This is a genomic window from Micromonospora terminaliae (genome assembly GCF_009671205.1).
Classification (GTDB): Bacteria; Actinomycetota; Actinomycetes; order Mycobacteriales; family Micromonosporaceae; genus Micromonospora; species Micromonospora terminaliae.
Window position 1 is genome coordinate 5,543,341 of the sequence record NZ_CP045309.1, and the last position, 24,618, is coordinate 5,567,958.

A 24,618-nucleotide genomic window follows, 5' to 3' on the forward strand; every position below is an offset into this window, starting at 1 on the left:
GCGACGCCTCCCAGCGACTTCTCCGCACTACGCATTCCGGCTCACCGGCTCCTTGACCCCTCGCTCGGCAATTTCCTGAGCGGCCTCGAAGTAACTCGTGGCCCCCCGCGAACCGGGATCGTAGGTCATCACGGACTGCCCGTAGCTGGGCGCCTCGGAGACCCGGACGTTCCGGGGGATCACGGCCTCGAGGACCTTGTCGCCGAAGTGGTTCCGGACGTCCTGCTCGACCGCGTCGGCCAGCCGGGTACGGCGGTCGTACATGGTGAGCAGGATCGTGGAGACCTCGAGCTTCGGGTTGAGGTGCTGCCGGACCAGATTGATGTTCTGGATCAGCTGGTTGAGGCCCTCCAGCGCGTAGTACTCGCACTGAATGGGGATCAGCACCTCCTGCGCGGCCACCAGCGCGTTGACGGTGAGCAGGCCGAGCGAGGGCGGGCAGTCGATGAAGACGTAGTCGAAGTGCCCCGGGTACGCGGCGATGGCCCGGGCCAGCCGGGACTCCCGCGCGACCACCGAGACCAACTCGATCTCGGCACCCGCCAGGTCGATGGTGGCCGGCACACACCACAGGTTCGGGATGCCTTCGACGGCCTGGGCCACCTCCTCCAGCGGCACACTGTCGATGAGGCAGTCGTAGACGTCCGGCACCCCGGTGTGGTGCGGCACGTTGAGCCCCGTGGAGGCGTTCCCCTGCGGGTCGAGGTCGACCACGAGCACCCGGTTGCCGTGCAGGGCGAGCGCCACCGCCAGGTTCACGGTGGTCGTCGTCTTGCCGACGCCACCCTTCTGGTTGGCGACGCACATCACCCGGGTCCGTTCAGGGCGGGGCATGGTGACCTCACCACTGGGGTTCAGGATCTGCACGGCGCGCATAGCCTCCATAGCCAACGGTGGGTCATCCTCTTCGCGCGTCGGGGTTTCACGTGAAACGTACGTGCTCGCCGGAGCTTCGGCACCGTAGCCGGCAGCCGGTGGCGTGTCGGACGGCGGAGCCACGGTGCCGGCCGCCCCGTCCGGTGCGGACTCCGGGGTCGGCTGCTGCGGCACGGCCACCACCGGCGGCTGCGGCTCGTAGCGCGCGGGGACCGCGGCGTTCCCGCGTACCGGGGCCGGACGACTGGCGGGCGCGTTGGCCGGGCCGCCGTTCGGGTCGTGCGGATCCCGGGCCGGCGGAACGTTCGCCGGGACGGACGAGGTGGGCCGGACGGCGCCGGCCTGGGGTGCATCCCGGCGCACCACCGGATCGCAGTCCGGGGGACGCGTGGACGGGTCGTGGGGCTCACCGCTCGCCGGCCAGCCCTCGAAGTTGGTTTCACGTGAAACGGGGCCGGCGGCGGAGGTTCCCTCGCCTGGCCCGGTCACCCGTGGATCGTCGTACCTGCCGTCGTCATGCACCTGTCATCCCTGCCCGCTCCGGATGGTCGGTCCGCACCCGTCATTCAGGCCCCCGTGCTCGCCGCACGGCGTCACCGGCCCGGTGGGAACGGTCGGGTTCGGGTGCCGCCCGGCACCGCCGCTCCACACTATCGACGCGCGGCCAGCCTACGGCCGACGGGCGCAGCGGGTCCACGTCGGGTTCTGATCGATCAGCTCACGCCCATCCGGTCCAACGACCGGGTGCGCGTCCGGAAAGCCTTAGCGCGTCAGCGATCCCGGCCCTGCGTACCCCGGCGCCGGCCGCCCCGCGAGCGCTTCGGCCCCTTCTTCCTGGCCGGGCCGATCACCCGCTCGCGGACCACCTCGATCACCGTGGCGGGCGGGTCGATCACGTCGACCCCGCACCGGTGCAGCTCCGGCTCGCCGCCGCCCAGCCGGGCCACGGCCGCGGCGTGTTCGGCGATCTCCTCGGCGGCCGAGGCACCCTTCAGCGCCACCAACCGGCCACCGGCCACCGCGAGCGGCAGGCACCAGGCGGCGAGCCGGTCCAGCGGTGCCACCGCGCGCGCCGTGACGATGTCGGCGGTCAGCGGCTCCCGGTCCCGGGAGCCGGCGGCGGCCTCCTCGGCTCGCCCGCGGAACACCCGGACCGACCTGGTCAGGCCGAGCCGTTCCACCGCCTCGATGAGGAACGTGGTGCGCCGGGCGAGCGGCTCGACCAGGGTCACCGTGAGGTCGGGCCGCGCGATCGCCAGTACCAGGCCGGGCAGGCCGGCCCCGGAGCCGACGTCGATGAGGCTCGCGCCCTCCGGGATCCGCTCGGCCATCGCCGCGCAGTTGAGAAGGTGCCGGTCCCAGAGCCGGGGTGTCTCGCGGGGGCCGATCAGGCCGCGCACCACGCCGTCCGTGGCCAGCAGTTCGGCGTACGCGGCGGCCAGGTCCAGCCGGTCGCCGAACAGGGCACGAGCGGCGTCCGCGAGGTCGGGCGGCAGCGTTGCGTCCGCCGGGGAGGGGTGGTCACCGGAGGGTCCGGCGGCACCATCCACATGAGACGGACGGGAGCGGCTCGGGCCGGCGTCGCTCCGGCCGACGGACCGCAGGTCGTCCACCTGGTGGCCCGCGGAGGACGGCTCGCGGTCCTCGGAAGACGGCGCACGCCCCGTCGAAAACGACTCGCGGCCCGCGGAAGATGGCTCATGGCCCGCGGAGGACGACTCATGGCCCGCGGAGGACGACTCATGGCCCGCGGAAGATGACTCGCCCGCGGAAGACGGCTCGCGGCCCGCGGAGGACGGCTCGTCGACGGAGGGGGCGGGTTCAGCGAACACCGGGTCGACCGCGCCCACCGGGGCCGGGGACTCCTCCGGCCCCGACGGCTCCGGCCGCCGCTCCGATTCACCGGAGAACGCCGGCGTCACCTCGGCAGCCGGATGGGCCGCGACGGCCTGCTCGCCCGACCCGGGAGCCGGCTCACCGGTGGCCACCGCCTCGCCGGAGAACGCCGGCGCACCGGACAAGGGAGCCTCCGCGGCGAAGGCGGGGTCGGCCGGGGCGTCGCCCTCGGAGAAGACCGGGTCGACCGCTGGATCGGCGTGGACAGGCGACGGCCCGGGCGGCGTACCGCCCGGGCCGGCAACGGCACCCGCCGTCGTCTCGTCGGAGGGCACCTCCGTCAGTCCGTCACCGGCCGGACGACGATACGGCGGTTCGGTTCGACGCCCTCGGACTCGCTCTCCACGCCGCTCATCGCGTTGACCACGTCGTGCACGCACTTGCGCTCGAACGCGGACATCGGCTCCAGGCGGACCGGCTCGCCGTGCTCCTTGACCTTCTCCACCGCGTTCTTGGCGACGGCGGCCAGCTCCTTGCGGCGGGCGGCGCGGTAGCCGCCGACATCGAGCAGGAGACGGCTCGGCGAACCGGTCTGCCGGAACACCGCCAGCCGGGCCAGCTCCTGGAGCGCCTCCAGGGTGGCGCCGCGCTGGCCGACCAGGTTCTGCAGGCGGGCGCCGACCACCTCGACGACCGGGCGGCCGCCGGAGACCAGCTCGTCGATGTCGCCGTCGTAGTCGAGGATGTCGAGCAGGCCCTCGACGTAGTCGGCGGCGATCTCGCTCTGCCGGAACAGGTCGCTGTCGGCGGGGGCCTTCTTCTCCCGGGTCTCGCCCTGGGTCTCCTCGGCCTCCTCCGCGGTGGCAGCCGGCGCGGTGTCCTCGTCCAGGGACTGGTCGGCGCTGGGGATGCTGGTGTCGGTCACGGTCTCATCTCCGTACTCGCTCGGCCGGACCGTCGGGTCCGCTGGTTCCCCGGGGGCCGGCGGGAGGTTCGCCGGTGCCCTCGGGCACGTCTGTACGGGCCAGTTTCGCCCGTGACCGCGCTCCGCGCGGCGGTTCCGGCCCGGCGCCGACTCCTCGGTGGCAGCTCGGGGGCCGGGAGGGCCGCCACCGGTGTCCGGCGGCGGCCCGGCGGGGCTCAACCCTGTCGCTTGGCGGGCCGGCCGCCGCTCTTCTTCGGGTTGACCGGCTTGGCGCCGGGCTTCGGGCCGGCCACCTTGGGGGCGGCGGCCGGGGCCTTGGCGGCCGGCTGGACGGTCTTGCGGCCGAGCAGGCCGCCCGTCTTGACCGGCTGGGCGGTGGTCTTGCCGGCGGTGCTGGTCTTCTTCGGCGGCACCAGCGGGGGGAACTTCCGCAGCACCCACTGCTGCTGGCCGAGGGTGAAGAGGTTGTTCGTGACCCAGTAGATGATCACACCGATCGGGAAGATGGCGCCCGAGATGAGCAGCGAGAACGGGATGCCGTAGAGCATCAGCCGCTGCACCATGCGCTGCTGCGGGTCCTCCGCCCAACCGGTCTTGAGGATCATCTGCCGGCTGGTCAGGTAGGTGGTGGCGATCATGATGCAGACCAGCACGCCGGCGACGATCTTCACGGTGGTGAGGTTCGCGCCGAGGGCCGCCATCTCGGCGGCCGTGGAGCCGAACTTTCCGGAGATCGGGGCGGAGAAGAGCTTCGCGTTCGAGGCGCTGTTGAACTGCTCGACGGTCCAGCCGTACAGGGTCTTGCCCTGGTTGTCGGGGTTGAGCCGCTTGAGCGTGTGGAACAGGCCGAGGAAGACCGGGATCTGGAGGAACATCGGAAGGCAGCCCATGAGCGGGTTGGCCTTTTCCTTCCGGTAGAGCTCCATCATCTCCTTCTGGAGCGTCTCCCGGTCACCCTTGTGCTTCTCCTGCAGCTCCTTGACCTTGGGCTGGAGCGCCTGCATGGCCCGCTGCGACTTGATCTGCTTGACGAAGACCGGGAACAGGATCACCCGGACCGTCACCACCAGGAAGATGATGGAGAGGATCCAGGCCCAGTTCGTGCCGATCACGGCGTCGACCGAGACCCCGATGGCGTCCCAGGCCGAGTGCCAGGTCAGCAGGATCCACGAGATCGCGTAGTAGATCCAGTCGAGACTAAACACTCAGGCTCCAGTCACGTCGGAACGGCGGCGGTCGCCCGGCTCCGGCACCGGGTCGTGTCCACCTGGGTGGAAGGGATGGCAGCGCGACAGCCGCCGGACCGTCAGCCAGGCTCCCCGCAGCGCACCGTGCCGGGACACCGCCTCGACGGCGTAGGCACTGCACGACGGGTAGAACCGGCAGCGGGCCGGCAGTGCCGGACTTATCCACCGACGGTACGCGATGATGGGCGCCAGCAGCATGCGGGCACCGGTGGTGGGCCGCGGCGCGGCAGTGTGTTCGGTCACCGGGACCGCCGACCCCGGGGGGACCGCGCGGCGGCGAGGGCCGCGTCCAGGTCGGCCCCGAGCCGGGCGTACGACGCCTGGGCGGCCGGCGGCAGCGCGCGTACCACCAGGGTGCTGCCGGCGGGCAGGTCGGCCAGCCGCTCGCGGACCAGGTGGCGGAGCCGGCGGCGGACGGTGTTCCGGACCACGGCGTTGCCGACGGCCTTGGACACGACGAAGCCGGCGCGGCGGGGTGGGGAGGTCTCCGCACCGCTGCTCCGCGCCGGCTCCGGCGAGGTTGTCGCGGTGGGTCCGGTCTGCTGGGGGAGGGTCAGGTGCACCACGACGGCGCCACGGCCGACGCGTCGGCCACCCCGGACCGCTGCGGCGAAGTCGCTACTGCGCCGCAGTCGCTCGGCGGCGGCCAGCACGACTGCCCACGTCCCCTGGACCGGACCGGTCGGCCTCAGGCCGACAGGCGGGCGCGGCCCTTGGCGCGACGGGTCGAGAGGATGGCGCGGCCGGCACGGGTGCGCATGCGCAGCCGGAAGCCGTGGGTCTTCGCGCGCCGGCGGTTGTTCGGCTGGTAGGTGCGCTTGCTCACGTCAGGATCTCCGTTGTCGTACGCCCCGCGCGGGGGATCGCCCGGGGTCGTGTGGTGGTCCAGGCCACCTCGACGGTGGCCTCCGATCGGTGCTGCCCGGCGGTGCGGGGAGGTGACCGCGGACAGCAAGCACCCATCACCCTAGCAGAGGGCGACAGAGCAGCCGCTCCAGCCTACGCAGGGGGGCAATGACCGTCAAACCTCACACCGCGTCCGTGAGCAGCGCCGGAAGCACGACCGAAGGGGCGGTTTTCACTGATGTTGACAAGGCTGCCCCGGTGTCGACGGTTGATGACGCGGGGTCCGCGCTGTTAGCGTGCCCGATTGCGGTCGGCGTCGGGGGTCTGGGACGACGCTCCAGGTCGCGGCGCGGCGTCAGACGCGCCGAGCTGGAGTGTCGGTTGTCGCCGACCGGCAAGACCGGACAAGGTAGTGAATCGTTCGGCACGGTGAACCCGCTTCAGCGCCTCCGGGAACCAGGGGGCAGGTCCGACCCGCGTCCGGTGGGCGGCCACAATCGGTCGGTACACAGGCTGTGGATAACTTGTGGATGACCGGTCAGCCGTCCGGGCGGGCGTGAGGAGAGGCGAGGGGGGTGGCACGACGGTGACCGGAGCGACCGACCTTGCCGCGGTGTGGACGGCGACGACCGACGAGCTCGCCGACGAGATCATCTCCGCGCAGCAGCGGGCATACCTCCGGCTGACCCGGCTCCGGGCGATCGTCGAGGACACCGCACTGCTCTCGGTGCCGGACGCCTTCACCCGGGACGTGATCGAGTCCCGCCTCCGCCCGGCCATCACCGAGGCGTTGAGCCGCCGGCTCGGCCGGCCCATCCAGGTCGCCGTCACGGTGCGCGTCGCCGAGGACCCGGGCGGCCGCCCGGCCGGCACCGTCTACCGCGCCGCCCCGGAGCCCGTCGCCGAGCCCGACGGCCCGGCGGATCTGCTGGCCGGTTTCGACCAGTCCGGCCCGGCCGACGCCGCCCCCGGCTTCCCGGGGCTGGGCTTCCCCCCGGCCCGGCCGGAGGTCCCCGCGTACGCGGATCCGCGTCCCGAGCCGCCCGTCGAGGAGCCGGCCCCCCGGCAGCGCACCGCCGACGGCAGCCGGCCGCAGCTCATCCCGGCCAGCCGGGACGGGCAGGACACGCTGTTCAGCGCCGCCTTCGCCGAGCCGCTGCGCGCCGCCCCCGAGCGCCGGGCGTTCGACGAGCCGCCCCTGGTCGAACCGTCCGCCCCCGACGCCCGCGGGTACGAGCCCCGCTACCGGGAGGCGCCCGGGCGGGCCGACGCCGCGCCGCTGCGGGGCCTGCCCCGGGACGGCGCCACCGACAGCGGGCCCGGCCGCGGCGGCCCGGATCACCGCCCGGGTGGCCAGCCCGACCGGCGGATGCCCAGCGGCGCGGACAGCGGCGGCAACCGGCTCAACCCGAAGTACATGTTCGAGACGTTCGTCATCGGCTCGTCCAACCGCTTCGCCCACGCGGCGAGCGTCGCGGTGGCCGAGTCGCCCGCGAAGGCGTACAACCCGCTCTTCATCTACGGCAGCTCCGGGCTGGGCAAGACCCACCTGCTGCACGCCATCGGGCACTACGCCACGACGTTGGGCAACGCCCGCTCGGTCCGGTACGTCTCGACCGAGGAGTTCACGAACGACTTCATCAACTCGCTGCGCGACGACAAGACCAGCGCGTTCCAGCGCCGCTACCGCGACGTCGACATCCTCCTGATCGACGACATCCAGTTCCTGGAGAACCGCGAGCGGACGCAGGAGGAGTTCTTCCACACCTTCAACACGCTCCACAACGCCAACAAGCAGATCGTGATCACGTCCGACCGCTCGCCGAAGCAGCTGGCGACGCTGGAGGACCGGCTGCGGACGCGGTTCGAGTGGGGGCTGCTCGCCGACATCCAGCCGCCGGACCTGGAGACGCGGATCGCGATCCTGCAGAAGAAGGCGGCGCAGGAGCGGCTGTTCGCACCGCCGGACGTGCTGGAGTTCATCGCCTCCCGGGTGTCGAACTCGATCCGGGAACTCGAGGGCGCGCTGATCCGGGTCACCGCCTTCGCCAGCCTCACCCGCTCGTCGGTGGAGCTGTCGCTGGCCGAAGAGGTGCTGCGGGACTTCATCCCGGACGGCGCCGGCCCGGAGATCACCGCCGACCAGATCATGGTCTCCACCGCGGACTACTTCGGGGTGAGCCTGGAGGACCTGCGCGGCCACTCGCGGTCCCGGGTGCTCGTCAACGCCCGTCAGGTCGCCATGTACCTGTGCCGGGAGCTGACCGACCTGTCGCTGCCCCGGATCGGGCAGGCGTTCGGCGGCCGGGACCACACCACCGTCATGCACGCCGACCGGAAGATCCGCCAGCAGATGGCGGAGCGGCGCTCGCTCTACAACCAGATCGCCGAGTTGACCAACCGGATCAAGCAGACCACCTGATCCGTACGCGCGGACCACGACGCCCGGCCGGCTTCCCCGGCCGGGCTTTTTCGTGCCGGTGTACGCCCGTCGCTTGACCCTCGACCCGGTGCAGGGCCCAGGATCGGAGTCGTGTTCATCCACACCTCGGCCCGGTTGTCCACATCCCCTGTTCCACAGACGGTGGAAAACCACGCTCGGTCTCTGTCCGGTTACCCACAGACTGTGGACAACCCCTGGGGACGACGCTGTGGACGCCTGGGGACGACGGTCTCGTTGTCCACCGACGACGGTCGGCCTGTGGGCGGCCTGTTGAAGGTTCTGGGGATGACGACGGTCGACGCCGTCGGCGCTGTCCACAACACTGGGGAGAAACCCGGTGGATTAGCGGTGGACAACCGGTGGACAGCCGTGGAAAACCCGGCGGCTCGCGAGGGCTGTGGATCCGGACACGGGTTGTACCCCTGGTTCTCCACAGCGAAACCACCGGTGGATAACCTGTCTGACCTGCGCGGACGGCGGTTCTCCACAGTTTGCACAGGTGCGATGAAGACGATGAGTTATCTCTTCTAAACAACAAAAACCAATCATCACCGTTGGACTTCCTGTGGATCGGGCCGGAGCACTGCCGCCGGCAGTCGCCCGGGCACCTGGATCCACGGGGTCGGGCGCACAGCCGATGCCCACGCGCCCTAAGGTGCGATGGGTACCCGCACGGTCGGGCGGGACGGGTGGCAGCGGTCGGCATGAGAGAGTTGTCGCTGACGTCGACGCGGAGGCATTGATGAAGTTCCGAGTGGAGCGCGACGCGCTCGCCGAGGCGGTCGCGTGGACCGCCAAGAGCCTGCCCAACCGACCTTCCGTGCCGGTGCTGGCCGGGGTGATGCTCCGCGTCACCGACGGCAACCTCCAGGTCTCGGGCTTCGACTACGAGGTCTCCAGCCAGGTCACCGTCGAGGTGCAGGGTGACGCCGACGGCGCCGCCCTGGTCTCCGGCCGGCTGCTCGCCGAGATCACCAAGGCGCTCCCGGCCAAGCCGGTGGACATCGCCGCCGTCGGCGCGCACCTGGAACTGGTGTGCGGCAGTGCGCGGTTCACCCTGCCGACCATGCCGGTCGAGGACTATCCGACCCTGCCGGAGATGCCGGAGAGCGCCGGTACGGTCGACGCGGCCGCCTTCGCCGCCGCGGTGGCCCAGGTGGCCGTGGCCGCCGGCCGGGACGAGACGCTGCCGATGATGACCGGCGTCCGGATCGAGCTCTCCGGCAGCACGCTGGCGATGCTCGCGACCGACCGCTACCGCCTCGCCCTGCGCGAGATGGAGTGGAACCCGGACGACCCGGAGATCAGCCTCAACGCGCTGGTGCCGGCCCGCACGCTGCACGACACCGCCAAGGCCCTCGGCCCGCTCGGCGGCCACGTGACCATGGCGCTCTCCCAGGGCGGCGCCGGCGAGGGCATGATCGGCTTCTCCGGCGGCACCCGCCGGACCACCAGCCGGCTGCTCGACGGGGCGAACTACCCGCCGGTGCGCTCGCTCTTCCCGGCCAACCACAACGCCGAGGCCCGGGTCCCGGTCGCCACGCTCATCGAGGTGGTCAAGCGCGTGGCGCTGGTCGCCGAGCGGACCACCCCGGTGCTGCTCAGCTTCAGCTCCGACGGCCTCGTGGTCGAGGCCGGCGGCACCGAGGAGGCCCGGGCCAGCGAGGCCATGGAGGCCACCTTCACGGGCGACCCGCTGACCATCGGCTTCAACCCGCAGTACCTCATCGACGGCCTGACCAACCTGGGCGCCCAGTACGCTCAGCTGGCCTTCGTCGACGCCTTCAAGCCCGCGGTGATTTCCCCCGCCGGCGAGGATGGCGAGGTCATCCCGGGGTACCGGTACCTCATCATGCCGATCCGCGTGTCCCGCTGATCGACGGCAGCACCACCCAGACACGGAGGTAGGAGCAGATGCAGCTCGGCCTGGTAGGACTCGGCCGGATGGGCGGCAACATGCGCGAGCGGTTGCGCGCCGCCGGTCACGAGGTGGTCGGCTACGACCGCAACGCGGAGCTGAGCGACGTCGCGAGCCTCGCGGAGCTGGCCGACAAGCTGGAGTCGCCTCGCGCGGTCTGGGTGATGGTCCCGGCCGGCGTCACCGACGCCACCATCGACGAGCTGGCCGGAGTGCTCGGCGAGGGCGACATCATCATCGACGGCGGCAACTCGCGGTTCAGCGACGACGCCCCGCGCGCCGAGCGCCTCAACGAGCAGGGCATCGGCTACATCGACGTCGGCGTCTCCGGCGGCGTCTGGGGCAAGCAGAACGGGTACGCCCTGATGGTCGGCGGCGCCCAGGAGCACGTCGGGCGGCTCATGCCGATCTTCGAGGCGCTCAAGCCCGAGGGCGAGTTCGGCTTCGTGCACGCCGGCCCGGTCGGCGCCGGCCACTACGCGAAGATGGTGCACAACGGCATCGAGTACGGCCTCATGCACGCCTACGCCGAGGGCTACGAGCTGCTGGCCGCCTCCGAGCTGGTGACCAACGTGCCGGGCGTCTTCAAGTCCTGGCGCGAGGGCACCGTGGTCCGGTCCTGGCTGCTCGACCTGCTCGACCGGGCGCTCGACGAGGACCCGGAGCTGGCCGAGCTGAGCGGCTACACCGAGGACACCGGCGAGGGCCGCTGGACGGTCGACGAGGCGGTCCGGCTCGCCGTGCCGCTGAACGTCATCACCGCCTCGCTGTTCGCCCGGTTCGCCTCGCGGCAGGACGACTCGCCCGCCATGAAGGCCGTCGCCGCGCTGCGCCAGCAGTTCGGCGGCCACGCCGTCCACAAGCGCTGACCGGCGTCCACAGCCTGTGTACGTCCGCCGGCTCGAACTGGTCGACTTCCGCTCGTACGAGCGGGTCGGCCTCGACCTGGAGCCGGGCCCGAACGTGCTGGTCGGCGCCAACGGCGTCGGCAAGACCAACCTGGTCGAGGCGTTGGGCTACGTGGCGACCCTGGACTCGCACCGGGTCGCCACGGACGCCCCGCTGGTCCGGATGGGCGCCGCCTCGGCGGTGATCCGCTGCGCGGTGGTGCACGAGGGCCGGGAACTCCTGATCGAGCTGGAGATCGTCCCGGGCAAGGCCAACCGGGCCCGGCTGGGCCGTTCCCCGGCCCGCCGCGCCCGGGACGTGCTCGGCGCGCTGCGGTTGGTGCTGTTCGCTCCGGAGGATCTGGAACTGGTCCGCGGGGATCCGGCCGAGCGCCGCCGCTACCTGGACGACCTGCTGGTCACGCGCCAGCCCCGGTACGCCGGGGTGCGCGCCGACTACGAGCGGGTGGTCAAGCAGCGCAACGCGCTGCTGCGGACGGCGTACCTGGCCCGGAAGACGGGCGGCTCGCGGGGCGGGGACCTGTCGACGCTCGCCGTCTGGGACACCCACCTGGCACACCACGGGGCGGAGCTGCTCGCCGGCCGGCTGGAACTGGTGGCCGCCCTGACCCCGCACGTGGCCAAGGCGTACGACGCGGTGGCGGCGGGCCGGGGGGCGGCGGGGATCGCGTACCGGCCGTCGGTGGAGCTGCCCGAGTCGACCACCGACCGGGCTGCGCTGGTCGAGGCGCTCGCGGCCGCGCTGACCGCGAACCGGTCGGCGGAGGTCGAGCGGGGCACCACCCTGGTCGGTCCGCACCGGGACGATCTGGCGCTGACCCTCGGCCCGCTGCCCGCCAAGGGGTACGCGAGCCACGGCGAGTCCTGGTCGTACGCGCTGGCGCTGCGGCTGGCCGGGTACGACCTGCTGCGCGCCGACGGGATCGAGCCGGTGCTGGTGCTGGACGACGTCTTCGCCGAGCTGGACGCCGGGCGGCGGGAGCGGCTGGCCGAGCTGGTGGGCGGCGCGAGCCAGCTCCTGGTGACCTGCGCGGTGGACGACGACGTGCCGGCGACCCTGCGGGGCACCCGGTACGCGGTGGGCGAGGGGACGGTACGCCGTGTCGGATGAGGTGCAGCTCCCGCCCGCACGGCTGGGGCCGGGACGCGGTGGGCGTACCCCCGAGGGGCCGGAAGCGAAGCCGGGCGGTGCGGCCGGCGCGGACCTGCCGGAGGGTGCGTCCGGGCCGGAGCTGGCCCGGGCGGTGCTGGACGCGGCGAAGGCCCGCCGGCAGGCGGCGGGCGGCACCCGGCGGCGCGGCGCGGTCCGTGGCGACGGTGAGAAGCGGTTGCGCGGCTACTCCGGCCCCGGGCCGGACCCGCGCGACCCGCAGCCGCTCGGCGCGGTGCTGGACAAGCTGGTGAAGGCGCGCGGCTGGCAGCAGCCGGCGGCCGAGGCGACGGTCTTCGGCGCCTGGGAGCGGGTGGTCGGGCCGGAAGTGGCGCAGCACAGCCGCCCGGTGAAGCTGGAGAACGGCGAGCTGACCGTGGAGGCCCGTTCGACGGCCTGGGCCACGCAGCTGCGGCTGCTCGCCGGCTCGCTGCTCAAGCAGATCGCCAGCGAGGTGGGCCACAACGTCGTGCGCAAGCTGCACATCCACGGCCCGGCCGCGCCCTCGTGGTCGCGCGGCCCGCGTCGGGTGCGGGGGCGCGGCCCCCGCGACACCTACGGCTGACCGTCGGCGCGGCGTGCCTCGCGCCGGGCGCGCTTGAGCTCCCGCTGCTCGCGGCTCCACTGCTTGCGGCGCTCCAGGTCCTGCTTCCAGGCCTCGCGGGCGAGCCGGGAGCCGCCCTGCACCGCGCCCTGCACCTGGGAGGGGCCGGCCAGGTTGCGGAACACCCAGCCCAGGAGGCGGCCGCCCTTGCCGGAGGCGTCGCCCACCTGCTCGTCGTCGCTCATCCGCCCGCCCTCTCCGGCCGCGTATCATTGGTGTGCAAACAATTGGTACACCAACCATTGGTACGATCGCAACCGACGACGAGGAGGACCGAGGGTGACCGACCAGCTCGAGGGCGATCCCCTGGCGCTGGAGCAGCAGGTGTGCTTCGCGCTCTCCGTGGCCGCGCGCGGCGTCGTCGCGGTCTACCGCCCGCTGCTGGAGCCCATGGGCCTCACCCACCCGCAATACCTGGTCATGCTGGCGCTCTGGCAGCACGCGCCGCTGTCGGTCCGCGAGCTGAGCCGGCTGCTCCAACTCGATCCCGGCACCCTGTCACCGCTGCTCAAGCGGCTCGAAGCCGCCGGCTACGTGCGGCGCGAGCGGGACGCGGCCGACGAGCGCAGCCTGGCCGTCTCGCTCACGGCCAGCGGCCAGGCCCTCCGGGAGCAGGCGGAGCGGATCCCGCCGGCCATCGTGCAGCGGCTCGGCCTGCCGCTGGCGGACCTGCGGCACCTGCACACCGTGCTCACCGAGGTGATCGCGGCGGCCAACCGGGCCGCCGCGGCCGGGCCCGGCGACGCGGGTCAGGCGGGTCAGGCGTCGGCGTAGACCGCGAAGCCGCGCTCGGCGCAGCGCCGGTAGAACGCGGCGAGCACGCTCAGCTCGGCACAGGTGAAGTTCCACTGCGGCGGCTCGCCGCTCTCGTCGCGCAGCTTGTCCAGCCGGCTGTCCAGCCAGCGGAGCTGCTGCTCGGCCAGGCGCCCGTCGCCGAGCAACGAGCGCAGCACCTCGCTGACCGACTCGAAGGTGACCGCCTCGCCGAACGGGCGGTGGCGGGCCACGAACTTCTCCACGCCCTCGGCGATCCAGGAGCAGCCGTCCGGGTCGATCACCGGGTCCTCGTCCTCGGCCGAGTTCTCCGTGGCGTAGAGCACATTCTCCAGCCCGAGGATGAGGTCGACCAGCTCCGTGTACGCGGTGGCGCGCACCGTGCCCGTCTTCGCGATCAGTTCGGCGAGGGCGGCGGTGGGTGCCGAGATGCGTGGCATGTCCACGATCTCGCCGAAGTCGACGAACTCGGCCGGCGCGACCGGATCGTAGAAGCGGCCGGTCCGCGGCCAGTGCACCGCGACGTTGTCCAGCCCCATCTGGCGTCACCTCTCAGCAAGCACGTTGTCCGACCGATCGGGTCGATCGTCCCGGTTCCGGCCGCGAAAGATCAAGACCGCAGGTGGCGGCGCCGCAAAAGGTACGGCACGGTAGGTCTCACCGCGACCCCCGGTCGGTCACCCGCCGGTACCGATCCGGTGGCGGTCGCGCCCTCGATCAGGGCCTCGCGTGTAGGGGGAGTCGCGGACAGCGGGGTTCGGCCTCCTACGGCAATCTCAGCCGCCCCGCAGGGGGTGCCGAGTGGCGGTTTGGTCGGCTGCGCAGAGTAAGATTGACGGAGAGACGAAAGACCCGACACGGAGCGGCGGACAAGGGCCCCAGGGCCCTTGATCATTGTCCCGCATCGGGTCGAGCCGATCGCGATCCGCGGGCAACCGCGGCGACCGGCGTACGCGATCCGTGACCTGGAGATCCGGGGACCGGTCCGTGCGCGCCGACGTCGCGTCCTGTCCGCCGAACCCGCGCCCCCCGCGCCCTGTCGCGGCGGGTGCGAGAAAGTGGCCGAGGGTGGCAGCGGAGGACAACAAGAAGTACGGCGCCGAGTCGATCACCGTTCTCGAGGGCCTGGAGGCGGTCCGGAAGCGGCCCGGTATGTACATCGGGTCCACCGGTGAACGCGGCCTGCACCACCTCGTGTGGGAGGTCGTCGACAACGCGGTGGACGAGGCGCTGGCCGGCTTCTGCGACACCATCGACGTGGTGCTGCTGGCCGACGGTGGCGTCCAGGTCACCGACAACGGCCGCGGCTTCCCGGTCGACCTCCACCCCAAGCTGAAGAAGCCGGGTGTCGAGGTCGCGCTGACCGTGCTGCACGCGGGCGGCAAGTTCGACGGCAAGGCGTACGCCGTCTCCGGCGGCCTGCACGGCGTCGGCGTGTCGGTGGTGAACGCGCTCTCCACCAAGATGGCCGTGGAGATCCACAAGGACGGCTTCGTCTGGCGGCAGGAGTACCACCACTCCAAGCCGACCCCGCTGGAGAAGGGCGAGCCGACCGACCGCACCGGCTCGGCGGTCTCCTTCTGGCCCGACGCCGACGTCTTCGAGACCGTCGACTTCGACTTCCAGACCATCTACCGGCGCCTCCAGGAGATGGCCTTCCTCACCCGTGGCCTCACCATCCACCTGCTCGACGAGCGGGTCGCCGAGACCGAGGAGGGCAAGCCGCGCGAGGTGACCTTCCACTACGAGGGCGGCATCGCCGACTTCGTCCGCCACCTCAACGCCTCCAAGAACCCGATCCACAAGACGGTGGTCGAGTTCGGCGCCGAGGAGGAGGGCATGTCGGTCGAGATCGCCATGCAGTGGAACGAGTCGTACGGCGAGTCGGTCTACACCTTCGCCAACAACATCAACACCCACGAGGGTGGCACCCACGAGGAAGGCTTCCGGGCCGCGCTGACCAGCGTGGTCAACCGCTACGGCGCGGAGAAGAAGCTGCTCAAGGGCGACGAGAAGCTCTCCGGTGAGGACATCCGCGAGGGCCTGGCCGCGATCATCTCGGTCAAGCTGACCAACCCGCAGTTCGAGGGCCAGACGAAGACCAAGCTGGGCAACACCCCGGTGAAGAGCTTCGTGCAGCGGGTCTGCAACGACCGGCTGGTCGACTGGTTCGACCGGAACCCGGCCGAGGCGAAGACCATCATCCAGAAGGCGTCGCAGGCGGCCCGGGCCCGGATCGCCGCCCAGCAGGCGCGCAAGCTGGCCCGGCGCAAGTCGCTGCTGGAGTCCGGCTCGATGCCGGGCAAGCTGGCCGACTGCCAGTCCACCGACCCGCGCGAGTCCGAGGTGTTCATCGTCGAGGGCGACTCGGCGGGCGGCTCGGCCAAGCAGGGGCGCGACCCGCGTACCCAGGCGATCCTGCCGATCCGCGGCAAGATCCTCAACGTGGAGAAGGCCCGGATCGACCGGGTGCTGAAGAACAACGAGGTCCAGGCGCTCATCACCGCGCTGGGCACCGGCATCCACGACGACTTCGACATCGAGAAGCTGCGCTACCACAAGATCGTGCTGATGGCCGACGCCGACGTCGACGGCCAGCACATCCAGACGCTGCTGCTCACGCTGCTCTTCCGCTTCATGCGGCCGCTGGTCGAGCTGGGGCACGTCTACCTGGCCGCCCCGCCGCTCTACAAGATCAAGTGGAACAAGAAGGGCGACGACGCGCAGTACGCGTACTCGGACCGGGAGCGGGACGGGCTCATCGCGCTGCGCCAGCAGAAGAAGCCCAACGCCCGGCCGGACGACATCCAGCGGTTCAAGGGTCTCGGCGAGATGAACTATCCCGAGCTGTGGGAGACCACGATGAACCCGGCCACCCGCACCCTGCGCCAGGTGACCCTCGACGACGCCGCAACCGCCGACGAGCTGTTCAGCGTGTTGATGGGCGAGGACGTCGAGGCGCGCCGGTCCTTCATCCAGCGCAACGCCAAGGACGTGCGGTTCCTGGACATCTGACGGACCGCGCCGGGCCGGCCGGAGATCCACCGGTCGGCCCGGCGGTCCACAGAGTTATCCACAGTCTGGCCGGTATCCACAGCCGTTATCCACAGCACGAAAACGACTCTGAGTCTGATAAGGGTTAACAGTGACCGATACTCCCGAGTCCACGCCGAACGAGCCGGAGACCCCGGAGACACTGGCCGCGGTCGTCGCGCACGACCGGATCGAGCCGGTCGGGCTCGAGGTCGAGATGCAGCGCTCGTACCTCGACTACGCGATGAGCGTGATCGTCGGGCGGGCCCTGCCGGATGTCCGGGACGGGCTCAAGCCGGTCCACCGCAAGATCCTCTACGCCATGTTCGACTCCGGCTACCGGCCGGACCGCGGCTACGTGAAGTGCTCCCGCGTCGTCGGTGACGTGATGGGCCAGTTCCACCCGCACGGCGACTCCGCCATCTACGACGCGCTGGTCCGGATGGCGCAGCCCTGGTCGCTGCGCTACCCGCTGGTCGACGGCAACGGCAACTTCGGCTCGCCGGGCAACGACCCGGCCGCGGCCATGCGGTACACCGAGTGCAAGCTCGACCCGCTGGCCATGGAGATGCTCCGGGACATCGACGAGGACACCGTCGACCTCCAGGACAACTACGACGGCCGGGCCAAGGAGCCCACGATCCTGCCGTCCCGCATCCCCAACCTGCTGATCAACGGCTCCGAGGGCATCGCGGTCGGCATGGCCACCAAGATCCCGCCGCACAACCTGCGCGAGATCGGCGCGGCCGTGCAGTGGTGCCTGGAGAACCCGGAGGCCGACGAGGCCACCACCCTCGAGGCGCTGCTGGAGATCGTCAAGGGCCCGGACTTCCCGACCCACGGCCTGATCGTCGGCCAGGCCGGCATCCAGGACGCGTACCGGACCGGGCGCGGCTCGATCCGGATGCGTGCCGTGGTTGAGGTCGAGGAGGACAAGCGGGGCCGGCCGGCGCTGGTGGTCAGCGAGCTGCCCTACCAGGTCAACCCGGACAACCTGGCCGAGCGCATCGCCGAGCTGATCAAGGAGGGCAAGCTCGGCGGCATCGCCGACATCCGCGACGAGTCCTCCGGACGTACCGGCATGCGGATCGTGCTCGTGCTCAAGCGCGACGCGGTCGCCAAGGTCGTGCTGAACAACCTCTACAAGCACACCCAGCTCCAGGAGACCTTCGGCGCCAACATGCTGGCGCTGGTCGACGGCGTGCCGCGCACGCTCAACCTGGCCCAGTTCATCCGCTACTACGTCGAGCACCAGATCGAGGTCATCCGCCGGCGGACCGCGTTCCGGCTGCGCAAGGCCGAGGAGCGGGCGCACATCCTGCGCGGTCTGTCGAAGGCGCTGGACGCCCTCGACGAGGTGATCGCCCTGATCCGGCGCTCGCCCACCGTGGAGGACGCCCGCCAGGGCCTCATCCAGCTGCTCGAGATCGACGAGGTCCAGGCGACCGCCATCCTGGACATGCAGCTGCGCCGGCTGGCCGCCCTGGAGCGGCAGCGGATCCTGGACGACCTGGCCAAGCTCGAGCTGGAGATCGCCGACCTCAAGGACATCCTGGCCAAGCCCGAGCGGCAGCGGCGGATCGTCTCCGAGGAGCTGGGCGAGATCGTGGCCAAGTGGGGCGACGACCGGCGCACCAAGATCGTGCCGTTCGACGGCGAGGTCTCGATGGAGGACCTCATCGCCCGCGAGGACGTGGTCGTCACCATCACCCGCACCGGGTACGCCAAGCGCACCAAGGTCGACCTCTACCGCTCGCAGCGGCGCGGCGGCAAGGGCGTCAGCGGGGCGACGCTGCGGCAGGACGACATTGTCAGCCACTTCTTCGTATGCTCCACCCACGACTGGATCCTGTTCTTCACGAACAAGGGCCGGGTCTACCGGGCCAAGGCCTACGAGCTACCCGAAGCCAGTAGGGTGGCCAAGGGCCAGCACGTGGCCAATCTGCTCGCCTTCCAAGCGGACGAGCAGATCGCGCAGATCATCGAAATCCCGAACTACCAGGTGGCGCCCTACCTGGTACTGGCCACGAAGAACGGCCTGGTGAAGAAGACGCGGCTCGAGGAGTTCGACTCCAACCGTTCCGGCGGAGTCATCGCGATCAACCTGCGCGATGAGGACGAGCTGGTCGGTGCTGCCCTCGTTGCCCCGACCGACGACCTGCTGCTGGTCTCCAAGAACGCGCAGGCCATCCGCTTCAATGCCAGCGACGAGGCGCTGCGGCCGATGGGCCGGGCCACCTCCGGCGTGATCGGCATGCGGTTCAGCGAGGAGGATGTCCTGCTGGCCATGGAGGTCGTCCGCGAGGGCATGGAAATGGACGTGCTGGTCGCGACGAACGGGGGATACGCGAAACGTACCCCGATCGAGGAATACCCGGTCCAGGGCCGGGGAGGTAAGGGCGTGCTGACTGCGAAGATCACCGAGCGACGCGGTGGTCTGGTCGGTGCGGTGGTGATCAGCCCGGACGACGAACTGTTCGCCATCACCAGCAACGGTGGCGTCATCCGGACTCCGGTGAAGCCTGTACGCCGTACGCGTGACCGGAACACAATGGGGGTCAAGCTGATGGACCTCCCGGACGGCGTGACTATCGTGGCGATTGCTCGCAATGCCGACGAGCCTGACGAACAGGACTAGTTGATGACGGAGACACAGGCGAAGTCGGGGAACAAGGGGACCTCGGCCAACCCGGTCGACGAGGAGGCCGCACAGGGCGGTACACCAGCGACCGGCCGCGCGGCCGTGGGCCGGGCCACCGTCCCCGCCGACGCGCCTGCCCCGAAGTTCACCCGGGCCCCCGGCATGGCCCCGCCGCCGGAGAAGCCCGGCGAGGACTCGCGGTCCTCCGACCAGGCCGAGACCAAGGTCGAGGCGCCCACGTCGGCCGACGGCCTGGCCGCACCGGCAGCGGCGAAGCCTGCCACGACACCCCAGCCGAGTCCGCAGCCGGCCACGCCGGCGGCGGCCGCCCGGCCGTCCACCGGCACCACCGGCACCCAGCCGCGCGTCGGCGGCGGACTGGGCACCGCGCCCAAGCCCTCGCCGGACGGCGCCCGTCCCGCCGCCACAGGCCGCCCCGCGAACGGGGGCGGCCTGCCGCCGGGCATCAGCGGTGCGGCCGCCGTCGGGGCCGCGCGCGTGGGTGAGGCGGTACGCGCCGCGCGTACCTCGGTCAGCTCGGCCGCGTCCCGCGGACCGCGCCGGGCCCGGCTGAACCTCAAGCGGATCGATCCCTGGTCCGTGATGAAGTTCGCGTTCGCGGTGTCCGTGGTGCTCTTCATCGTGGTGGTCGTCGCCACCTCGGTGCTCTACCTGGCCCTGGACGCCATGGGCGTGTTCAAGAGCGTCAACGACAGCCTGACCGACCTGGTGAACGCCGGCGGCGGCCAGAATGGCGGCGGCTTCCGGATCACGGCCAAGGGCGTGATCCTCAGCTCCGCGCTGATCGGCCTCGTCAACGTCGTGCTCTTCACCGCGCTGGCCACGCTGGGCGCGTTCGTCTACAACGTCTGCGCCGACCTGGTCGGCGGGATCGAGCTGACGCTCGCCGAGCGGGACTGACCCGACCGACGCCGGGGCACCGCGTAAAGCGGTCGCCCCGGCGTCGCGTGTCCGGGTAGTTTGGTGGCGCGGGTGAAGCGCGCCGCCACGGCCCCCCGATTTGGGAGCCACGGCGGCGATGGGTTAACCTTGCTCGTCGCTACGCGGGGCTATAGCTCAGTCGGTTAGAGCGCAGAGCTGATAACTCTGAGGTCGCTGGTTCGATTCCAGCTAGCCCCACCGCACATCGTCCGACGGTAGTCGAGCGCGAGGGGTCAAGCCCATGTTCAAGAAGCTCCTGATCCTGGCCGGCGTCGTCGGTGTGGCCGCCGTCGTGGCCAAGAAGATCAAGGCCTCGAACGACGAGCGCGCTCTCTGGCACGAGGCGACCACCGCACCCGACCTGCGCTGACCGCGCCTCGGGGCCCTAGCTCAACTGGCAGAGCACTGCCTTTGCAAGGCAGGGGTTAGGGGTTCGAGTCCCCTGGGCTCCACCACATCATCTGGCCAGGCTCGCGGCCGACTGCTACGGCCCGGGCGGGAACTCCGCTCACCACCCCACCCAGCCCTCCAGCTGTTGATGGGGGTCACCGGATCTCGTCGGCGGCCGCGGGTTGGCGGCTGCGTCGACCGTTTGGGCGAGGGCCGTCAGAGTGGGTCGAGGCGGCGCCTGAGCAGGCAGAACTCGTTGCCTTCGGGATCGGCGAGGACGTGCCAGGACGCATCCGCGGGCTGACCGATGTCGACAAGTCTGGCCCCGGCGGCCAGGAGACGCTCGAGCTCGGCGTCCTGATCGCGGTCGGTGGCGTTGACGTCGATGTGCAGCCGGGCAGGCCCGTTCTTCGGCTCGTCGTTGCGGATGAGGAAGATCGTCGGCTGCGGGCCGCCGAACCCTTCGCGCGGGCCTATCTCGATGTAGACCCCCTCTTCGCGGTCGAGCTCGATGAAGTCCAGGACCTCGCACCAGAACCGCGCCAGCACCTCGGGGTCGTGGCACTTGAGCACGAGCTCACTGATACGGCATGCCATTGACGAAACCTACTCTCACCGTGGGAACTGCCGGGCGGCCGCACGAGGATCTCACGGGCTCCCGGCAGTGCGAACAAGATCGCGATCGTATCGGGCGAGGCGAGCGGGGTGGGACAGCAGAGCCCCGGACGACGACACCAGCCGTCGGTCGCGTGTCAGGCGTCTTCCTGTTCGGGCGGGAAGTCGTCCGGGAAGGCCGCGGCAGCAGCGGACGGGGAGATGCAGTCGTGGGCGTGCCACCAGCTGCCCGCACCGTCGAGCAGGGGCTCAGGACCGAGGTCAGTGACGAACGTGAACTCGACGCGCTGCGGAAGGGTCCGTATGCCGCACTGACCCTCGATCGGTTGTAGCGGCTCCCACTGGCAATGGGCGGCGGCCAGGGCGTCGAGCAGCTGTCGGTGGGTCACCCGCGCAGGCAGCGTGACGACCTGGCCGGGCCGAAGCGGATCCGGCAGCTCCAGGGTCCGACGCCAGGTTTGCACGGAGATCGAGGCGATGAGGCGACAGCGGCACACGACGATTTCGACGTCGCCGTAGGCGTACAGGTGCGGCCACCGTCGGCTCCTGTCCACCCGCCCGATGGCCCACGGCACCCCGTGGACGGCGACCAGCTCCCGCAGCGGGGCGCCGCGATGGAGAAGACCGACGCGACCGGTCGAGCCGAACTCCGTCAGCACCTCGAGCGCCTGCACGGTCAACGTCTCCTCCGTCGGGGCCATTGTCTTGGGCTGCTGGCGGCGCAGGCGCCGACGTCGATTCCCGCCTACGCGGACTGTCGCTCGGGTTCCGGCGCTCGCGGGTGCCGGCCCGGCTGCTCCCGCCCGAGCAGGGTGGCGACTGCCGCTGCGATCGACTCGACGGCCGGAGCTCCACCAGCCGAGGTGTCGAGCTCGACGACGGCATCGACGCCCTCCGGCGGTGCGAAGACCGACCGCTTCATCGCACCCCGCCGGAACTGCGCCAGGAGCTGTTGATCCACAGCTCTGCCCGCGGCCGCCCGGGCACCGAGTCGCCGGCCGATGGCCTCCTCCTCGGCGACGACGTGGACAGCCACAACCCGGGCGCCGCACGCCAGCAGTACGCCGAGCGTCTCGTGGGACAGCACCGAGGACTCCACGACGAAGCTCACGCCGGAGGCCGCGAACAGCCGGACGGCGTCCACCATCACGGCCTCGGCCCGGAGGCTCACGGGACCACCGGCGACGTGGTAGTCCCGGTCGAACCGGACCTGCCCGTCCTCGGCGACGGAGGCGGTGGACAGCCCGAGACCCGTCTTGATCTCGTCGCGGGTGAGGAACGGAATGCCGAGATGGCCGGCCGTCGCAGCGGCGACCGTGGTCTTGCCGGCTCCCGGGTACCCGCACACCGCGACGACCACCGGCCGTTCCCGCACCACCATCCGCCGATCCTGGCAGAACCCGCCATCGCCAGGGTCAGGAGGGCGCCGGTCGGAATTGCCTTGCCGGGCGGACGGCCGGCTGCGACGCTCCGAGCGTGATCGACAAGCCGGGCGTCGACGAGCGGCTGCTGGCGGCCGAGGTGGCCGCCGCCTGGGCCGTGGACGTCACCGATCTCGTGTTCCTGCCGCTCGGTCTCGACGGGCACGCTTGGGCGTACCGGGTGGACACGTCCGACGGCCGGCGCTACTTCCTGAAGCTGCGCCGCGGCGAGTTCGCCCCGGCGGCCGTCGTGCTACCCGGCTTCCTCCGGGCACAGGGCGTCCGGCAGGTCGTTGCGCCGATCCACCGGCCGACCGGCGGAGCCGGCCACGGATTCGGGGACTACCGGCTGCTGCTCTACCCGTTCCACGACGGCGGCAGCCTGTGGGGTCGCGGCCTCACCGACCGCCAGTGGATCGAGTACGGCGAGTTCCTGGGCCGGCTGCACGCCGTCGCGCCGACCACCGACATCGCCGCGGTCCTGCCGGTCGAGACCTACCGGTCGGACGCGGGTGAGCGGCTGCGGATGCTCGGCGCGCAGGCCGCGGCGAGCGAAACGCTCGGCGGCTTCTGGGAGCGCTACGGCGCGGCGCTGCACCGGTTGTCGGACGTGGTCGAAGATCTCGCCTCCCGCGTGCCGCGCGGTCGACACGTCATCTGCCACGCCGACATCCACCCCGGCAACCTGATCGCCGACGGCGACGGTCCCCTGCACGTCGTGGACTGGGACGGGCCGATCCTCGCGCCGCGTGAGCGGGACCTGATGTTCGTCCACAGTCGGGACTTCGGCGACCACCCGATGGACGCGCGCCGGGCCGAACTCTTCCGCCGGGGCTACGGGCCGGTGGAACCGGACCCGACCCTGCTGAGCTACTACCGCAGCGAGCGCCATCTCGACGACGCCGCCGTGTTTCTCAGCAGCATCCTCGACTCCGGCGCCAGTCCGGAATCTCGCGCCAACGACCTCCACTGGCTCACCCGCATCGCCGAGACCGTCGCCCACCCGGCCTACGTGGCCTGAGCCGGCCCGCGGACAGGCTGAGCCGGTGATCGAAGACGGGAAGCGGCCGTCCCGGCTCAGCGGATTCCGGGTCTGCCTCATCGGCGGCGCCTTCTTCCTGGCGCTGCTGGCGGTCCTCCAGCCGATCACCCGCTTCGAGGACTGCCCGAACTACGGCGGGAACGGCAACGCGAGCGCGTTCGCGAACCCCGCCTGGGACTTCTATCTGACGCTGCTGCTGTTCGGCTGGGTGTTCCTGGTCGTCCTGGAACAGACGCTGTCGGTCACCCGGCGCGGACGCGGCGGCGTGGACGTCGCGCTCCGGGCGGCCGGCGCGATCACGGTGGCGACGGTCGCCTCGTGCGGCCTCTTCGTCAACGTGGTGGTGTTGTGCCATTGACCGGTCAGCCCAGCCGGTCGAGGAACTCCCGCGAGCGCCGCACCGCCAGGGCCGTGGCGTCGGCGTCGTAGGACGGCAGCGAGCTGTCCGTGAACAGGTGCGCCTCACCCGGGTAGACGAACAGTTCGCCGAGCTCGGGCCCGACGATCCCGACCAGCTCGCGGGCGGCGTCGATGTCGCCCTCCAGCGCGAAGAACGGGTCCTTGTCCATGCCGTGGATCTGCACGGGGACGCCGTCCGGCCACGGGCCCACGGCCCACTCGCCGGTGACCGGCAGGCAGGACTCGTAGAGCAGGGCGCCGCGGGCGCCGGGCCGGGTCTGGGCGAGCCGCTGCGCGGTGGCGGCCCCGAATGAGATGCCGGCGTAGACGAGGTCCTTCGGCAGGGCGGCCACGACGCGGTCGGCTCGCTCGTCGAGAACCGCGCCACCGATGCGCTTCGTCAGGGCGGCGCCCTCCTCGATGGTCGCCGGCCGCTCGCCGTCGAACAGATCGGGGGTGTGCACGGTGTGGCCACCGGCGCGGAGGCCGTCCGCGAAGGCGCGGACGCCGTCGGTGAGCCCCTGGATGTGGTGGAAGAGAACGATCTCGGCCATCTTTAGACTCCTGTCATCGAACCAGAGTGATCGAATGATCCAGAATTCTAGAAC

The 24,618-nt window shown here is 71.3% G+C and carries 25 protein-coding genes and 2 tRNA genes; 14 read left to right on the forward strand and 13 right to left on the reverse strand.

Features of this window, described 5'->3' with window-relative positions:
• Positions 1-27: 27 nt before the first annotated feature.
• The 7 genes from GCE86_RS32425 to rpmH form a co-directional block, all read right to left on the reverse strand.
• Entirely contained in the window at positions 28-1,398 is a 1,371-nt protein-coding gene (locus tag GCE86_RS32425) for an AAA family ATPase (protein ID WP_154229259.1), read from the reverse strand.
• Between the two features lie 248 nt (positions 1,399-1,646).
• Positions 1,647-2,426, reverse strand: a complete 780-nt coding sequence (rsmG, locus tag GCE86_RS25525) for a 16S rRNA (guanine(527)-N(7))-methyltransferase RsmG (RefSeq protein ID WP_244317077.1) — start codon at positions 2,424-2,426, stop codon at positions 1,647-1,649.
• 626 nt (positions 2,427-3,052) lie between these two features.
• Positions 3,053-3,637 (reverse strand): Jag family protein, encoded by a 585-nt coding sequence (locus GCE86_RS25530; RefSeq protein ID WP_154229260.1) that lies wholly within the window; start codon positions 3,635-3,637, stop codon positions 3,053-3,055.
• Positions 3,638-3,852: 215 nt separating this feature from the next.
• On the reverse strand, positions 3,853-4,842 hold the full coding sequence (yidC, locus tag GCE86_RS25535; RefSeq protein ID WP_154229261.1) for a membrane protein insertase YidC: 990 nt from the start codon (positions 4,840-4,842) through the stop codon (positions 3,853-3,855).
• Positions 4,843-5,082 (reverse strand): membrane protein insertion efficiency factor YidD, encoded by a 240-nt coding sequence (yidD, locus tag GCE86_RS25540; protein ID WP_013477538.1) that lies wholly within the window; start codon positions 5,080-5,082, stop codon positions 4,843-4,845. It abuts the gene before it with no gap.
• 41 nt (positions 5,083-5,123) lie between these two features.
• Positions 5,124-5,537: a ribonuclease P protein component gene (gene rnpA / locus GCE86_RS25545; RefSeq protein WP_154229262.1), complete on the reverse strand. Its 414-nt coding sequence runs from the start codon at positions 5,535-5,537 to the stop codon at positions 5,124-5,126.
• Positions 5,538-5,572: 35 nt separating this feature from the next.
• Entirely contained in the window at positions 5,573-5,710 is a 138-nt protein-coding gene (gene rpmH, locus GCE86_RS25550; protein ID WP_007073824.1) for a 50S ribosomal protein L34, read from the reverse strand.
• A 606-nt stretch (positions 5,711-6,316) separates the two neighbouring features.
• Here rpmH and dnaA point away from each other — a divergent pair.
• From dnaA to GCE86_RS25575, 5 genes are all read left to right on the forward strand, one after another.
• A complete protein-coding gene (gene dnaA, locus GCE86_RS25555; protein ID WP_154229263.1) occupies positions 6,317-8,152 on the forward strand; it encodes a chromosomal replication initiator protein DnaA in 1,836 nt (611 codons plus the stop codon).
• A 763-nt stretch (positions 8,153-8,915) separates the two neighbouring features.
• Complete coding sequence (gene dnaN / locus GCE86_RS25560; RefSeq protein ID WP_154229264.1) at positions 8,916-10,049, forward strand: DNA polymerase III subunit beta; 1,134 nt, start codon at positions 8,916-8,918, stop codon at positions 10,047-10,049.
• A 38-nt stretch (positions 10,050-10,087) separates the two neighbouring features.
• Positions 10,088-10,960, forward strand: a complete 873-nt coding sequence (gene gnd / locus GCE86_RS25565) for a phosphogluconate dehydrogenase (NAD(+)-dependent, decarboxylating) (RefSeq protein ID WP_154229265.1) — start codon at positions 10,088-10,090, stop codon at positions 10,958-10,960.
• 16 nt (positions 10,961-10,976) lie between these two features.
• Positions 10,977-12,110 carry a DNA replication/repair protein RecF gene (gene recF, locus GCE86_RS25570; RefSeq protein WP_154229266.1) on the forward strand — a complete coding sequence of 378 codons (1,134 nt, stop codon included), beginning with the start codon at positions 10,977-10,979 and terminating at the stop codon, positions 12,108-12,110.
• Positions 12,100-12,714 carry a DciA family protein gene (locus GCE86_RS25575; protein WP_154229267.1) on the forward strand — a complete coding sequence of 205 codons (615 nt, stop codon included), beginning with the start codon at positions 12,100-12,102 and terminating at the stop codon, positions 12,712-12,714. Before recF ends, GCE86_RS25575 begins: the two co-directional genes overlap by 11 nt.
• Here the strand turns inward: GCE86_RS25575 and GCE86_RS25580 are convergent.
• On the reverse strand, positions 12,705-12,938 hold the full coding sequence (locus GCE86_RS25580; RefSeq protein WP_154229268.1) for a hypothetical protein: 234 nt from the start codon (positions 12,936-12,938) through the stop codon (positions 12,705-12,707). The two genes, GCE86_RS25575 and GCE86_RS25580, sit on opposite strands and share 10 nt — an antisense overlap.
• Positions 12,939-13,032: 94 nt before the next feature.
• Here GCE86_RS25580 and GCE86_RS25585 point away from each other — a divergent pair, with 94 nt between their 5' ends.
• Positions 13,033-13,527 (forward strand): MarR family winged helix-turn-helix transcriptional regulator, encoded by a 495-nt coding sequence (locus tag GCE86_RS25585; protein ID WP_154229269.1) that lies wholly within the window; start codon positions 13,033-13,035, stop codon positions 13,525-13,527.
• On the opposite strand, the gene GCE86_RS25590 is transcribed toward GCE86_RS25585, so the two are convergent.
• On the reverse strand, positions 13,512-14,066 hold the full coding sequence (locus GCE86_RS25590) for a hypothetical protein (protein WP_091316247.1): 555 nt from the start codon (positions 14,064-14,066) through the stop codon (positions 13,512-13,514). The two genes, GCE86_RS25585 and GCE86_RS25590, sit on opposite strands and share 16 nt — an antisense overlap.
• Positions 14,067-14,595: 529 nt before the next feature.
• On the opposite strand from GCE86_RS25590, the gene gyrB reads away from it, so the two are divergent.
• The 6 genes from gyrB (at position 14,596) to GCE86_RS25615 (ending at position 20,598) form a co-directional block, all read left to right on the forward strand.
• Positions 14,596-16,542 (forward strand): DNA topoisomerase (ATP-hydrolyzing) subunit B, encoded by a 1,947-nt coding sequence (gene gyrB / locus GCE86_RS25595; RefSeq protein WP_154229270.1) that lies wholly within the window; start codon positions 14,596-14,598, stop codon positions 16,540-16,542.
• Positions 16,543-16,672: 130 nt separating this feature from the next.
• Entirely contained in the window at positions 16,673-19,198 is a 2,526-nt protein-coding gene (gene gyrA / locus GCE86_RS25600; protein WP_154229271.1) for a DNA gyrase subunit A, read from the forward strand.
• A 3-nt stretch (positions 19,199-19,201) separates the two neighbouring features.
• Positions 19,202-20,122 carry a DUF3566 domain-containing protein gene (locus GCE86_RS25605; RefSeq protein WP_154229272.1) on the forward strand — a complete coding sequence of 307 codons (921 nt, stop codon included), beginning with the start codon at positions 19,202-19,204 and terminating at the stop codon, positions 20,120-20,122.
• Between the two features lie 145 nt (positions 20,123-20,267).
• Positions 20,268-20,341 (forward strand) — tRNA-Ile (locus tag GCE86_RS25610).
• A gap of 43 nt (positions 20,342-20,384) precedes the next feature.
• Entirely contained in the window at positions 20,385-20,513 is a 129-nt protein-coding gene (locus tag GCE86_RS31885) for a DLW-39 family protein (protein ID WP_208818042.1), read from the forward strand.
• A 9-nt stretch (positions 20,514-20,522) separates the two neighbouring features.
• Positions 20,523-20,598 (forward strand) — tRNA-Ala (locus GCE86_RS25615).
• A gap of 151 nt (positions 20,599-20,749) precedes the next feature.
• On the opposite strand, the gene GCE86_RS25620 is transcribed toward GCE86_RS25615, so the two are convergent.
• From GCE86_RS25620 to GCE86_RS25630, 3 genes are all read right to left on the reverse strand, one after another.
• Positions 20,750-21,130, reverse strand: a complete 381-nt coding sequence (locus GCE86_RS25620; RefSeq protein WP_154229273.1) for a VOC family protein — start codon at positions 21,128-21,130, stop codon at positions 20,750-20,752.
• Between the two features lie 155 nt (positions 21,131-21,285).
• Positions 21,286-21,828 carry a hypothetical protein gene (locus GCE86_RS25625; protein WP_154229274.1) on the reverse strand — a complete coding sequence of 181 codons (543 nt, stop codon included), beginning with the start codon at positions 21,826-21,828 and terminating at the stop codon, positions 21,286-21,288.
• A 65-nt stretch (positions 21,829-21,893) separates the two neighbouring features.
• Complete coding sequence (locus GCE86_RS25630) at positions 21,894-22,529, reverse strand: AAA family ATPase (RefSeq protein WP_154229275.1); 636 nt, start codon at positions 22,527-22,529, stop codon at positions 21,894-21,896.
• A 95-nt stretch (positions 22,530-22,624) separates the two neighbouring features.
• Here GCE86_RS25630 and GCE86_RS25635 point away from each other — a divergent pair, with 95 nt between their 5' ends.
• Complete coding sequence (locus GCE86_RS25635) at positions 22,625-23,590, forward strand: phosphotransferase enzyme family protein (protein ID WP_154229276.1); 966 nt, start codon at positions 22,625-22,627, stop codon at positions 23,588-23,590.
• Positions 23,591-23,615: 25 nt separating this feature from the next.
• The gene (locus GCE86_RS25640) at positions 23,616-23,969 is read left to right on the forward strand and encodes a hypothetical protein (protein ID WP_154229277.1); all 354 of its coding nucleotides are present in this window, start codon (positions 23,616-23,618) and stop codon (positions 23,967-23,969) included.
• Between the two features lie 4 nt (positions 23,970-23,973).
• On the opposite strand, the gene GCE86_RS25645 is transcribed toward GCE86_RS25640, so the two are convergent.
• On the reverse strand, positions 23,974-24,564 hold the full coding sequence (locus GCE86_RS25645) for a dienelactone hydrolase family protein (protein ID WP_154229278.1): 591 nt from the start codon (positions 24,562-24,564) through the stop codon (positions 23,974-23,976).
• Between the last annotated feature and the right edge of the window lie 54 nt (positions 24,565-24,618).